Below are 12,731 nucleotides of genomic sequence, written 5' to 3'. Positions count from 1 at the left end.
AGGGGGGACCCTGTGGGAGAGTAGGACGCCGCCGAACAATCATTCACAGAGAACCCCCATCCGGGAAACCGGATGGGGGTTCTTTGCATTTCCGGTGACGTATCGTCGGGGCATGGACGATCAGACAGCGGTCATTGCGAACAGTGTGCTCCGCCCCGAGCAGCGCGACGGCGCCCTGCGCGTTCTGGCGGACGCCCAGGCGGTGGACGGCCGGGCTGCCGTGTCCGAGCAGGGCCGGCTTCGGCTGCGTTCCTCGGATACGCCGCGCCCCGGCGTGAGCCACTTCATCGAGAGTGAGAACGCCGCCGCCGTCGGTTACGGGCAGCTCGAAGTCCAGGAGGGCTCCGCCGCCAATCCCGCCGCCAACCCCGCCGCCGAGCTGGTGGTCGACCCGGCCGCCCGCGGCCGCGGCCTGGCCCGGCCGCTGGTGGACGCGGTGCTGGCACAGGCCCACCGGGCCGGCCACGACGCGGTGGACTTCTGGGTGCACGGCGGTCACCCGGCGGCCCGGCACCTGGCCGGCCGGTACGGGGCCGAGCTGGTCCGCGAGCTGCGGCAGATGCGCCGCACCGGGGCGCAGACCGGGGCCGTCGCCGTCCCCGAGGGCGTCGAGCTCCGGACCTTCCGCCCCGGCGAGGACGACGCCGAGTGGCTGCGGTTGAACGCGCTGGCCTTCGCCCACCACCCGGAGCAGGGCTCCTGGACGGAGCGGGACCTGGCCGAGCGGCTGGCCGAGCCCTGGTTCGATCCGGCCGGTTTCTTCCTCGCCACCCGGGGCGGCAAGGTGGTCGGCTTCCACTGGACGAAGGTGCACCCGGCCACCGCCACCGAGCCGGCGCTCGGCGAGGTCTACGTGGTCGGGGTGGACCCGGCCGAGCAGGGCAGCGGTCTCGGCCGTGCCCTGACCGCTGCCGGTCTGCGTCACCTGACCGGTTCGGACGCCGGCGAGCGCGGACTGGAGACGGTCCTGCTCTACGTCGACGCCGACAATCCGGCCGCGGTGCGGGTATATGAACGACTGGGGTTCACCATCCACGAGGTGGACCTCATGTACCGCGTCCAGTACCGCGCGGACCAGGCGGCCTAGGACCGGACAGGACCTACAGGACCGGGCAGGGCCTAGCGGCTCCGGGCGGTCCGGGGCAAGGGGTCGGACGTCACCGGCCCTTGCCCCGACCGACTCAGCTTTCCTCCTGGCCATGCGGTGTTTACCGTGGATTCAATTGCTGCCGCGAAGATCACAGGATGAAGTCCGTAGTGTCTCGCTCGTGCAGAGTCGACCGCCACGTGCCGGCCGGCCCTGTACGGACCGCGCCCGGCGGGTGGGCGTTGGCCCTGGGCGAGGACGACGGCCCGCAGAGCCATTCGCGTCCGGACGACGTCCTGCTGCTGGAGGAGCTGGAGCCCATGAGCATCCCCCGCCCCGTCTCTGCCTCGCTGTCCCCGCCGGCCAGGATGTCCGGTGCGCTGGGGATACCGCCCGAGCTGCCGGCCGAGGACGAGCAGGAGTTCGACGCACTGCCGCAGGGCCGCTTCCTGGACCGCGAGCGCAGTTGGCTGGCGTTCAACGAGCGGGTCCTGGAACTGGCCGAGGACCCAGGGATCCCGCTGCTGGAACGGGCCAAGTTCCTCGCCATCTTCGCGAGCAACCTGGACGAGTTCTTCATGGTCCGGGTGGCCGGGCTGAAGCGCCGGATCGCGACGGGCGTCGCCCAGCGCAGCGCGTCCGGCCTCCAGCCGCGCGAGGTGCTGGACCTGATCTGGACCCGCTCGCGTGAGCTGATGGCGCGGCACGCCGCCGCCTTCCAGCAGGAGGTGCTGCCGGACCTCGCCACCGAGGGCATCGAGGTGGTCCGCTGGCCGGAGCTGGCCGAGAAGGAGCAGGCCCGGCTGCACACCCTGTTCCGGCAGAAGATCTTCCCGGTCCTCACCCCGCTGGCGGTCGACCCGGCGCACCCCTTCCCGTACATATCGGGGCTCTCGCTCAACCTGGCCGTGGTGGTGCGCAACCCGGTGTCGGGGCACAAGCACTTCGCCCGGGTGAAGGTGCCGCAGTCGCTGGCCCGCTTCCTGGAAGCCTCGCCGCAGCGTTACGTCCCGCTGGAGGACGTGATGGGCGCGCACCTGGAGGAGCTGTTCCCGGGCATGGAGGTGCTCGCCCACCACGCCTTCCGGGTGACCCGCAACGAGGACCTGGAGGTGGAGGAGGACGACACCGAGAACATCCTCAAGGCCCTGGAGAAGGAGCTGATGCGGCGGCGTTTCGGCCCGCCGGTGCGGCTGGAGGTCGAGGAGTCGATCGATCCCTACATCCTGGACCTGCTGGTGCGGGAGCTGAACATCACCGAGGCGGAGGTCTTCCCGCTGCCCGGTCCGCTCGACCTGACCGGTCTGTTCGGGATCGCCGAACTGGACCGCCCGGAGCTGAAGTACCCGAAGTTCGTGGCGGGCACCGCCCGCGGGCTGACGGACGTCGAGTCGGCGTCCCAGCCGGACATCTTCGCCGCGATGCGCGAGCGGGACGTCCTCCTGCACCACCCGTACGACAGTTTCTCCACCTCCGTGCAGGCCTTCCTGGAGCAGGCCGCCGCCGACCCGGACGTCCTGGCGATCAAGCAGACGCTGTACCGCACCTCCGGCGACTCGCCGATCGTGGACGCGCTGATAGACGCGGCGGAGTCGGGCAAGCAGGTGCTGGTCCTGGTCGAGATCAAGGCGCGCTTCGACGAGCAGGCCAACATCAAGTGGGCCCGCAAGCTGGAGGAGGCCGGCTGCCACGTGGTCTACGGCCTGGTCGGGCTGAAGACGCACTGCAAGCTGTCGCTGGTGGTCCGGCAGGAGGGTGACACCCTGCGCCGCTACTCGCACGTCGGCACCGGCAACTACCACCCGAAGACCGCCCGGCTGTACGAGGACCTGGGGCTGCTGACCTCGGACCCGCAGGTCGGCGCCGACCTCTCGGACCTCTTCAACCGGCTGTCCGGCTACTCGCGCCGGGAGTCCTACCGCCGCCTGCTGACCGCCCCGCGCGGCCTGCGCGACGGGCTGGTCTCCCGGATCCACAACGAGATCGCCCACCACCGGGCCGGCCGGCCGGCGTACGTGAAGCTCAAGGTCAACTCGATCGTCGACGAGGCCGTGATCGACGCGCTGTACCGGGCCTCGCAGGCCGGCGTGCCGGTCGACGTCTGGGTGCGCGGGATCTGTGCGATCCGGCCGGGCGTGCCGGGGCTGAGCGAGAACGTCCGGGTCCGTAGCATCCTGGGCCGCTTCCTGGAGCACTCCCGGGTCTTCGTGTTCGGCAACAACAGCGATCCGGAGGTCTGGATCGGCAGCGCCGACATGATGCACCGCAACCTGGACCGCCGGATCGAGGCGCTGATGCGGATCACCGACCCGGCCCACCGGGCCGAGCTGTCCGGCCTGATCGACCTCGGGATGTCGGACGAGACCGAGTCCTGGCACCTGGGGCAGGACGGCACGTGGACCCGCCACTCGCAGGACGCCGAGGGCCGGCCGCTGCGGCACGTCCAGGATCTGCTGATCGACTCGCGCCTGCGCCGCCGGGCCGCCGCCTCGCGCTGACGCGACCACTGATGCGAGCCGCTGGAACCGCAGGGGACCGGTTCCAGCGGTCGGCCACCAGCCCCGGGGGGACGAACCCGGGGGAACGGGGATCTACCACGCCATGACCGATGCGCCGATGACGGCCCAGGCGGCCGCCACCACGACCGCCGGGGACATCCTCTCCAGCCACCTCACCGCCCAGGCTGGCGCGTTCCTGCGCGCCCTGCCGCTGACGGTGGGCGAGGTCGGCGCCAGACCGGGGACGGCCGCGGTCGTCCCGGCGGCCGGCACCGCCGACCTGCTGCGGGCGGTCCGGCGGATCGGCGGGCTGCTGCACACCTTCGGCTCCGTCTTCGAGCAGGCCTGGGCCCAGGAGTCGCGCACCGAGCTGCGCTGGCTGCTCAACCTGCTGGCGCTGGAGCCCGGTTACGTCCGCCGTTCGGCCCGGCTGCTGGGCGCGCTGGACTCGCTGAGCGGCAGCGATCCGGACGGGACGGGCATGCTGGCCGGGCACGTCGGGGCGCCCAAGGCGCGGGCGCTGCTGGACCGGCAGCTGACCCTGGCCCGGACCAGGGCGCACTCCTCGGTGCTCCAGGAGCTCCGGTCGGCCCGGCTGCACGCGCTGGCGGACCGGATGACGCTGCTGGTCGGCGATGCCCCGCTGCTGGAGTCGGCGGGCGGCCGGGCGCAGGCGGTGCTGCTGCCGCAGGCGGCCGCCGCGTTCACGGCGCTGTCGGCGAGCGCTCAGCAGCTGCCGCTGCACCGGGCCGCCACGCCGTACGGCGGCGACGGGCTGCGCCGGCTGGGCGCCGTCCCGGCGGCGCGCGGCGCGGTGGACGCGGACACGGCGCTGGCGGCCGACGACGCGCCGTGGGCACGGACGCGGATCCTGGTGAAGCGGGCCCGGTACGCGCTGGAGGTGTGCGGTCGCGGGTCCGCCGAACTGGACGAGCTGGACGGGGTGCTGGGCCGGCACCAGGAGGCGGCGGACGCCGCGGTCACCGCGGCCACCGCCGCGCGGACCCCGCGGATCACCCCGGCGACCGCCTACGTGCTGGGCGTGGTGCATGCTGATCAGCGACTGGAGGTGGAGGCGGCGCGGTACGCCTTCGGCCGCCGGTGGCCCGACCTCCCGCCCGGCCCGGACGGCTGGCCGGACCTCCCCCCTGCCGAGGGCTGGGGGCATTCCCCCGCACCACGGACGGCCTGAATTGCGCGATCGCCTGAGCACCGGGCCGGCAGTGGACGCGGCCGCGACCGGGGCGGGGCACGCCCGGGTGATCCTGGCGGCGGGCGCGGTGCTGTGGCTGCCGGGCCGACCGAAGAAGAGCGGCCGGCTGGGGCGGCCGCGGATCGCGGTGATCCACCGGCCCAAGTACGACGACTGGAGCCTGCCGAAGGGCAAGCTCGACCCGGGGGAGGGGGTCGTCGCGGCGGCGCTGCGCGAGGTGCGCGAGGAGACCGGGTTCGCCTGCCTGCTCGGTCCGGAGCTGCCGGCCCAGCACTACTTGGCGCAGGGCCGGCCGAAGGAGGTGCGCTACTGGGCGGCGGTGCCGTCGAGCGGGGCGTTCCGGCCGAACCGCGAGGTGGACCGGCTGGAGTGGCTGCCCGCCGGGAAGGCCCGTGCCCGGTTGACGCACGACCGCGACCGGTTGCTGGTCGACGCCCTGCTGGCGATCCTGGGTGCGAAGCCCGTACGGGCGAGCGGTCACCATCGGTGAGGGACGAGCGGTCTCCATCGGTGAAGGAACGGTGGAAGTGATCTCGTCGCGCCCTTGCCGTGACGCAACCGTGACTACCTGACGTAGTTTCCTGTCATCCTTTCGAGGTTCACTCTCCGTTCACTTGTGACCGGCTGTCGTGTCACCTACCCGGCCTAACTTCGGGTTTACCGGAGGGCCGAACGGGCCCCGGACCACAGCAGAACCCGCGCTCCGCCGTCCTCGCACGGCCCGCGCGACGGGCAATGCCACAGAAAGGGACACCCCTGTGAAGCTCCAGCGGAACGGCCGCTCCAAGGCCCTCGCCATCGGTGCCATGGCGCTCGTCAGCTCGCTGTCGCTCGCTGCCTGCGGCTCGGACGACAACGGCGCCAAGGCCGCCGGTGGCTCCAGCGGCTCCGCTTCGGCCGCCGCGGTCAACTGTGGCAAGGGCGGGACGCTGCTCGCTGCGGGCTCGACGGCTCAGGCCAACGCGATCGACGTGTGGAAGACCACCTACGGCGCGTCCTGCTCCGGCACCACCGTCAACTACAGCGGTGGCGGCTCCGGCGCCGGTGTCCAGCAGTTCAACCAGGGCAAGGTCGCCTTCGCCGGCACCGACTTCGCGCTCAAGCCCGCCGACGTCGACGCCTCCAAGACGGTCTGCACCGGTGGCAAGGCGATCGACCTGCCGCTGGTCGCGGGTCTCGTCTCGCTGGTCTACAACGTCGACAACGTCGACAACCTGGTCCTGGACGGCCCGACCTCCGCCAAGATCTTCGACTCGCAGATCACCAAGTGGAACGACCCGGCGATCGCCGCCCTGAACCCGGGCGTGCAGCTGCCGGACGCCGAGATCCAGACCGTCCACCGTTCGGACGACTCCGGGACCTCCTACAACCTCACCTCCTACTTCGCCAAGACCTCCGGTGGCGCCTGGACCGCGGCGCCGGAGAAGGCGTGGAAGGGCAAGGGCGGCCAGTCCGCCCAGGGCAGCGCCGGCGTCTCCGCGCAGATCAAGCAGGTCAAGAACTCCATCGGCTACGCCGAGCTGTCCTACGCGCAGAGCAACAACCTCAAGAGCGCCAAGATCGCCACCGGTGCGGCCAAGCCCGTCGAGGCGACCGCGGCCAACGCCGCCCTCACCTTCGCCTCCTCCACCGTCGTGGGCACCGACGGCGACCTCGCCCTCTCCCTGGACTACGGGACCAAGGCCGACAACGCCTACCCGATCATCCTGGTGACCTACGAGATCGCCTGCGACAAGGGCAACAAGCCGGAGAACCTGGACAACCTCAAGTCCTTCCTGACCTACGCGGTCAGCGACGCCGCGCAGAAGGCGATCGGCGACAAGGGCTACGTCCCGCTCCCCGCCGCCATCAGCGACAAGGTCAAGGCCGCCGTCTCCTCCCTGGCCTGACCCGACAGGAGCACCGGTGGGACGGCCCCGTGAGCGAGGGGGGCCGGGGTCGTCCCACCGGAACGCACCGACCCAGCACGAACGTCCGGGGCACCGCCGCCATGGTGCCGTCCCCCTTCCGGGGCGGCACCACCAGACCGGAGTAGACAATGACTTCATCCTCCCCTGCCGCCCCGCGAGGCAGGGAACGCCGACCGCGCGACAGCCGCTTCGGCGACAAGATCTTCATGAACCTCGCCCGCGGTTCGGGCGTCCTGCTGCTGGTCATCATGGCCGCGATCGCCGGCTTCCTGGCCTGGCGCGCGGTCCTGGCGCTCAGCACCAACGAGGGCAACTTCCTCACCACCTTCGAGTGGACGCCGGACGCCACGAAGCCGGTCTTCGGCATCGCCGTCCTGGCCTTCGGCACCCTCGTCAGCGCCGTCATCGCGATGGCGATCGCCGTCCCGGTGGCCATCGGGATCGCGCTGTTCATCTCGCACTACGCGCCGCGGAAGATCGCCCAGCCGTTCGCCTACCTGGTCGACCTGCTCGCCGCCGTCCCCAGCATCGTCTACGGCCTGTGGGGCGCGCTCTTCCTGGTCCCGCACATGGACGGCCTGACCAGCTGGCTCAACCAGTACCTCGGCTGGACGTACCTCTTCGACCAGACCAAGTCCGGCACCCCGCGCAACCTGTTCACCGTCGGCATCCTGCTGGCGATCATGGTCCTGCCGATCATCACGGCGGTCTCCCGCGAGGTGTTCCGCCAGGTGCCGCGGATGCAGGAGGAGGCGGCGCTCGCGCTCGGCGCGACCCGCTGGGAGATGATCCGCACCGCGGTGCTGCCGTTCGGCCGCCCCGGCATCATCTCGGCCTCGATGCTCGGCCTCGGGCGCGCGCTCGGCGAGACCATCGCCGTCGCGGTGGTGCTGTCCGCGAGCAACGTGCTCTCGCTGCACATCCTCGACGCGGGCGGCGGCACCTTCGCGCAGAACATCGCGCTGAAGTTCGCCGAGGCCGGCAACAACGGGCGCGACGCCCTGATGGCCTCCGGCCTCGTCCTGTTCGTCATCACCCTGCTGGTGAACGGTGCCGCGCGACTGATCATCGCCCGCCGCAAGGAGTACTCGGGGGCCAACGCATGACCGCGGCAACGACTTCCGTCACGGCCGACGCCCGGCCGCTCAGCCGGTCGCTGACCGCCAACCGGCTGCCCAAGTGGGCCCCGGCCGCCGTCGCGGTCGGCTCGATCGCGCTCGGCTGCGGGATCGGCGCCGTCGGCGGGCTGGAGAGCCACCTGCAGTGGGGCCTGATCTCGGCCGTGCTGTTCCTGCTGATCAGCTACGGCGTCTCGGCCCAGGTCGAGGGCCGCCGCCAGGCCAAGGACCGGTTCGCCACCTCGGTGGTCTGGGTCGCCTTCATCCTGGCCGTGGTCCCGCTGATCTCCCTGACGGTCTACACGATCCAGCAGGGCATCGGCGTGGTGAACGGGAACTTCCTGAGCCACTCGATGAAGGGCGTGATCGCCTCCGGCCCCGGCGGCGGCATCTACCACGCGCTGCTCGGCACCATGCAGCAGGTCGCCCTGGCCACCGCGATGGCCGCCCCGGTGGGTCTGCTGACCGCCGTCTACCTGGTCGAGTACGGCCGCGGCACGCTCGCCAAGACCGTCACCTTCTTCGTCGACGTCATGACGGGCATCCCGTCGATCGTCGCCGGTCTGTTCGTCCTCTCGCTCTGGAACATCGCCCTGGGCTTCAGCTACTCGGGCTTCTCGGGCAGCCTCGCACTGGCGATCCTGATGATGCCGGTCGTGGTCCGGTCCACCGAGGAGATGCTCAAGCTCGTCCCGAACGAGCTGCGCGAGGCCTCGTACGCGCTCGGCGTGCCGAAGTGGAAGACCATCCTGCGGATCGTCCTCCCCACCGCGATCGGCGGCATCACCACCGGCGTGATGCTGGCGGTCGCCCGCATCACGGGCGAGACCGCCCCGGTGCTGATGCTGGTCTTCGGCGCCGACGCCATCAACAGCAACCCGTTCGACGGACCGCAGCAGTCCCTGCCGATGTACATCTGGCAGCAGTACTCGGTGGTCAACAACGACTTCGGCTACGCCCGCGCCTGGGGCGCCGCGCTGGTGCTGATCGCCTTCGTGATGGGGCTCAACCTCATCGCCCGGGGCATCGCACGCTGGCGCTCGCCCAAGGGCGGACACTGACCGACTGACGTACGAAGACAGACGAGAGAAGCAACGATCATGGCCAAGCGCATCGACGTCAGTGGACTGTCCGCCTACTACGGCACCACCAAGGCCATCGAGGACATCTCGATGAGCATCGAACCCCGCTCGGTGACCGCCTTCATCGGCCCCTCCGGCTGCGGCAAGTCCACCTTCCTGCGCACCCTCAACCGGATGCACGAGGTGATCCCCGGCGCCCGGGTCGAGGGCAAGGTCCTCCTGGACGACGAGAACCTCTACGCCTCGAACGTCGACCCGGTCGCCGTCCGCCGCTCGGTCGGCATGGTCTTCCAGCGCCCGAACCCGTTCCCGACCATGTCGATCTACGACAACGTGATCGCCGGCCTCAAGCTCGCGGGCGTGCGCAAGAAGTCCGTCCTGGACGAGGTGGTCGAGCGCTCGCTGAAGGGCGCCAACCTCTGGAACGAGGTCCACACCCGGCTGAACAAGCCGGGAGCCGGCCTCTCCGGCGGCCAGCAGCAGCGGCTGTGCATCGCCCGCGCCATCGCGGTCGAACCGCAGGTCCTGCTGATGGACGAGCCCTGCTCCGCGCTCGACCCGATCTCCACCCTCGCGATCGAGGACCTGATCGGCGAGCTGAAGTCGCAGTTCACCATCGTCATCGTGACCCACAACATGCAGCAGGCGGCCCGCGTCAGCGACCGCACCGCCTTCTTCAACCTGGCCGGCGTCGGCCAGCCGGGCAAGCTGGTCGAGCTGGACGACACCCAGCGGATCTTCTCCAACCCGTCGGTCCAGGCGACCGAGGACTACATCTCCGGCCGCTTCGGCTAGGCCGTACCCCCGCCACCGGCCGACGGACCGCGGTGTCCGGAGGCGAACGGCGAGCACACAGGCTGCTCCGCGGTGCTGCATGGCGGTGCCGCCGTGGAGCATGAAGAAGGGCCCGCCCCCGAGATGTGGGGGCGGGCCCTGTCACGTGCGGGGCCGGTCAGCCCCAGAACAGGTGGGCGAACCAGTACACCAGCGCTGCGACGATGGCGGCCGCCGGCATCGTGATGAACCAGCCGAGCACGATGTTCTTGGCGACGCCCCAGCGCACCGCGCGGATCCGCTTGGTGGCCCCCGCGCCCATGATCGCCGCGGTGATCACGTGGGTGGTGGAGATCGGCGCCTTGAAGACGAACGAGGTGACGTACATGACCGTCGCGGCGGTGGCCTCGGCGGCGAAGCCCTGCGGCGGGTCCAGCTCGATGATCTTGCGTCCGAGCGTCCGCATGATCCGCCAGCCGCCCGCGTAGGTGCCCAGCGAGAGCATCGTGGCGCAGGAGATCTTCACCCACACCGGGATGCCCTCGCCGGAGTGGTGGCCGGAGATGGTGAGGGCCATCACCACGATGCCCATCGTCTTCTGCGCGTCCTGCAGACCGTGCGCCAGCGCCATCGCGGCGGCCGAGGCGGTCTGGGCGACCCGGAAGTTGCGCTTGGCCTTGTGCGGGTTGGCCCGGCGGAAGATCCACAGGATCGCCAGCATCACCAGGAAGCCGCCGACCAGGCCGACCACCGGCGAGACGATCATCGGGATGACGATCTTGTCGAGGACGCCGCCCCAGATCACGTCGATGCCGCCGGCCATGGCCGCGCCCACCATGCCGCCGAACAGCGCGTGCGAGGAGGAGGACGGCAGACCGAAGTACCAGGTGACCAGGTTCCAGGCGATCGCCCCGACCAGTGCGGCGAACAGGATCACCATGCCCCGGTCGCCGGTGGGGGTCTCGATGATCCCCTGGGAGACGGTGTGCGCCACGCCGCTGCCGAGGAAGGCGCCGGCCAGGTTCATCACCGCGGCCATCGCCAGCGCGGCCCTGGGGGTCAGCGCCCGGGTGGAGACCGAGGTGGCGATCGCGTTCGCGGAGTCGTGGAAGCCGTTGGTGTAGGTGAAGAAGAACGCAACGCCGACGACGGCGATGAGTGCTGCCATGTCCACGAGGGTCAGGACTCCTTGACGGCGATGGTCTCCACCGTGTTGGCGACGTGCTCGAACGCGTCCGCCGCCTCCTCAAGAACGTCCACGACCTGCTTGAGCTTGAGCACCTCGATGGCGTCGTACTGGCCGGAGAACAGGTGGGCGAGCAGCTTGCGGTGGATCTGGTCGGCCTGGTTCTCCAGCCGGTTGACCTCGATCCAGTACTCGGTGAGGTTCGACATGCTGCGCAGGTTCGGCATCGCCTCGGCGGTGAGCTCGGCGGCCCGGGCCAGCACCTCGATCTGCTGCTCGATCCCCTTCGGCAGCGTCTGGATGTCGTAGAGGACGACCAGGTCGACGGCCTCCTCCATGAAGTCCATGATGTCGTCCAGCGACGAGGCGAGGTTGTAGATGTCCTCGCGGTCGAAGGGCGTGATGAAGGACGAGTTCAGCTGGTGGAACACGGCATGGGTGGTGTCGTCCCCGGCGTGCTCGGCGGCGCGCATGCGCTCGACGATCTCCGCGCGGGCCGACACGTCTGATCCCAGCAGTTCCAGCAGGAGCTTCGAACCGACGACGAGGTTCTCCGCGGCGGCAGAGAACATGTCGTAGAAGCTCGTCTCCTTCGGGGTCAGGCTAAAACGCACGGAAATCTCCGATGTGCGGGGTAGGGACTGAACGATGCTAGGTGCAACCAAGCGCAATCGCGCAAACGGGGTGGTGATGGTGGAGGCGGAACCTCCTCTTCCGTTCGGCTGCCGCACCAGCTGACCCGGACCGCACACCCAGGTGCGGACGTGAGCCCCCAGTCTGACGGAACCTCGCCCGGATTGTCCCCGTGGTACGTATGGAAGACGGGGGCGCCGCTCAGACGGGTGAACCGCGCGGCGGGCCGCCCGCAGCCCGGTCGCAGCCCGTTCGCAGACCGTCCGGAACCCGTCCCGAACCCTTCGGCACATGCCGCGTCGGCCGTCGGAACACCACGGACGGCCCCGGTGTTGGACACTGGTGGCCGACGCAGCCACCAGGCATCCAGACGAAGGCGGGCCGATGACCACGACGCAAGCGCGCACCGAGCCGGACCACGGGCACGGCACCGACGCGCAGGCCGACGCACCCGCCGTCCCCGCGGCCGCCGCAGGACATCAGGGCGGGCACGGCCCGCACGGCTACAGCGCCCAGAAGGACGCCCACCTCAAGCGGCTGCGCCGGATCGAGGGCCAGATCCGTGGCCTCCAGCGCATGGTCGACGAGGACGTCTACTGCATCGACGTGCTCACCCAGGTCTCGGCCGGAACCAAGGCGCTGCAGTCCTTCGCACTGTCCCTGCTGGAGGAGCACCTGCGGCACTGCGTCGCGGCCGCCGCCGAGGAGGGCGGCGCCGAACTCGACGCCAAGGTCGCGGAGGCCACGGCCGCGATCGCTCGGCTGCTGCGCAGCTGAGGCCGGGCCCGATCCGGGCCGGGCGCGCGGGTCCGGCCCGCCAACACCCCCAGCCACGAACGCCCCTGGGCCGCGAACGCCCCTGGGCCGGGAGCGACCTAACCGTCGGCCTGCCGCCAGGCCTCGCCGTCGGTCCGCCCCGGCTCGGCCCGGTCGAGCAGCACCTCGTCGATCCGCTCGGTCGGCAGCCGGTCGCCGGTGCTGGCCGTCGCGGCGATCATCAGCTCGCCGGCCAGATCGATCTCGTCGAGGGCCGCGTCGTCGTGGCCGCCGCTGCGGCCGCCCGTGGACGACACCACCTGCACCACCCCTTCAGTGCCTCGCCAGCCCGGGCGGCAGCCACCCGACGTCCAGCCTAGGCACTTCGGAGCCCGTCCACATGGCACGGACGGGCCATCTCGGCGCCGCGCGGACTGGGGGGGGGCGCCGCCCCCCGCCGGCCCCCCCCCCCGC

The 12,731-nt window shown here is 70.9% G+C and carries 12 protein-coding genes; 9 read left to right on the top strand and 3 right to left on the bottom strand.

Translation table 11 applies throughout. The features are described 5' to 3' along the window. Positions 1-112 precede the first annotated feature (112 nt). The 8 genes from mshD (at position 113) to pstB (ending at position 9,703) form a co-directional block, all read left to right on the top strand. Complete coding sequence (gene mshD / locus ACFV6I_RS29845; RefSeq protein WP_380428624.1) at positions 113-1,087, top strand: mycothiol synthase; 975 nt, start codon at positions 113-115, stop codon at positions 1,085-1,087. A 320-nt stretch (positions 1,088-1,407) separates the two neighbouring features. Then, positions 1,408-3,585 (top strand): RNA degradosome polyphosphate kinase, encoded by a 2,178-nt coding sequence (locus tag ACFV6I_RS29840; RefSeq protein WP_380341897.1) that lies wholly within the window; start codon positions 1,408-1,410, stop codon positions 3,583-3,585. Positions 3,586-3,688: 103 nt separating this feature from the next. After that, entirely contained in the window at positions 3,689-4,777 is a 1,089-nt protein-coding gene (locus ACFV6I_RS29835; RefSeq protein WP_380341817.1) for a CHAD domain-containing protein, read from the top strand. A 31-nt stretch (positions 4,778-4,808) separates the two neighbouring features. Beyond that, positions 4,809-5,288, top strand: coding sequence for an NUDIX hydrolase (locus ACFV6I_RS29830; protein ID WP_380341900.1), 480 nt, complete (start codon positions 4,809-4,811; stop codon positions 5,286-5,288). A 268-nt stretch (positions 5,289-5,556) separates the two neighbouring features. After that, positions 5,557-6,687, top strand: a complete 1,131-nt coding sequence (gene pstS, locus ACFV6I_RS29825; protein WP_063348287.1) for a phosphate ABC transporter substrate-binding protein PstS — start codon at positions 5,557-5,559, stop codon at positions 6,685-6,687. A 149-nt stretch (positions 6,688-6,836) separates the two neighbouring features. Further along, positions 6,837-7,814: a phosphate ABC transporter permease subunit PstC gene (gene pstC / locus ACFV6I_RS29820; RefSeq protein WP_063348286.1), complete on the top strand. Its 978-nt coding sequence runs from the start codon at positions 6,837-6,839 to the stop codon at positions 7,812-7,814. Beyond that, the gene (gene pstA / locus ACFV6I_RS29815; protein ID WP_063348285.1) at positions 7,811-8,887 is read left to right on the top strand and encodes a phosphate ABC transporter permease PstA; all 1,077 of its coding nucleotides are present in this window, start codon (positions 7,811-7,813) and stop codon (positions 8,885-8,887) included. The genes pstC and pstA overlap by 4 nt, the downstream gene beginning before the upstream one ends. A gap of 39 nt (positions 8,888-8,926) precedes the next feature. Next, positions 8,927-9,703 (top strand): phosphate ABC transporter ATP-binding protein PstB, encoded by a 777-nt coding sequence (pstB, locus tag ACFV6I_RS29810; RefSeq protein ID WP_063348284.1) that lies wholly within the window; start codon positions 8,927-8,929, stop codon positions 9,701-9,703. 157 nt (positions 9,704-9,860) lie between these two features. Here the strand turns inward: pstB and ACFV6I_RS29805 are convergent, their stop codons facing one another. Beyond that, entirely contained in the window at positions 9,861-10,856 is a 996-nt protein-coding gene (locus ACFV6I_RS29805; RefSeq protein ID WP_063348283.1) for an inorganic phosphate transporter, read from the bottom strand. A 5-nt stretch (positions 10,857-10,861) separates the two neighbouring features. Next, complete coding sequence (locus ACFV6I_RS29800) at positions 10,862-11,482, bottom strand: DUF47 domain-containing protein (RefSeq protein ID WP_063348282.1); 621 nt, start codon at positions 11,480-11,482, stop codon at positions 10,862-10,864. A 403-nt stretch (positions 11,483-11,885) separates the two neighbouring features. On the opposite strand from ACFV6I_RS29800, the gene ACFV6I_RS29795 reads away from it, so the two are divergent. Continuing rightward, on the top strand, positions 11,886-12,278 hold the full coding sequence (locus tag ACFV6I_RS29795) for a metal-sensitive transcriptional regulator (RefSeq protein ID WP_063348281.1): 393 nt from the start codon (positions 11,886-11,888) through the stop codon (positions 12,276-12,278). A gap of 98 nt (positions 12,279-12,376) precedes the next feature. Here ACFV6I_RS29795 and ACFV6I_RS29790 read toward each other — a convergent pair whose 3' ends face one another. Beyond that, a complete protein-coding gene (locus ACFV6I_RS29790; RefSeq protein WP_363376777.1) occupies positions 12,377-12,577 on the bottom strand; it encodes a hypothetical protein in 201 nt (66 codons plus the stop codon). Positions 12,578-12,731: the final 154 nt, after the last annotated feature.

This window comes from Kitasatospora sp. NPDC059803, from assembly GCF_042732255.1.
Taxonomy (GTDB): Bacteria; Actinomycetota; Actinomycetes; order Streptomycetales; family Streptomycetaceae; genus Kitasatospora.
Note: the sequence above shows the minus strand (reverse complement) of the source record. Positions and strands in the feature narration are given on the sequence as shown.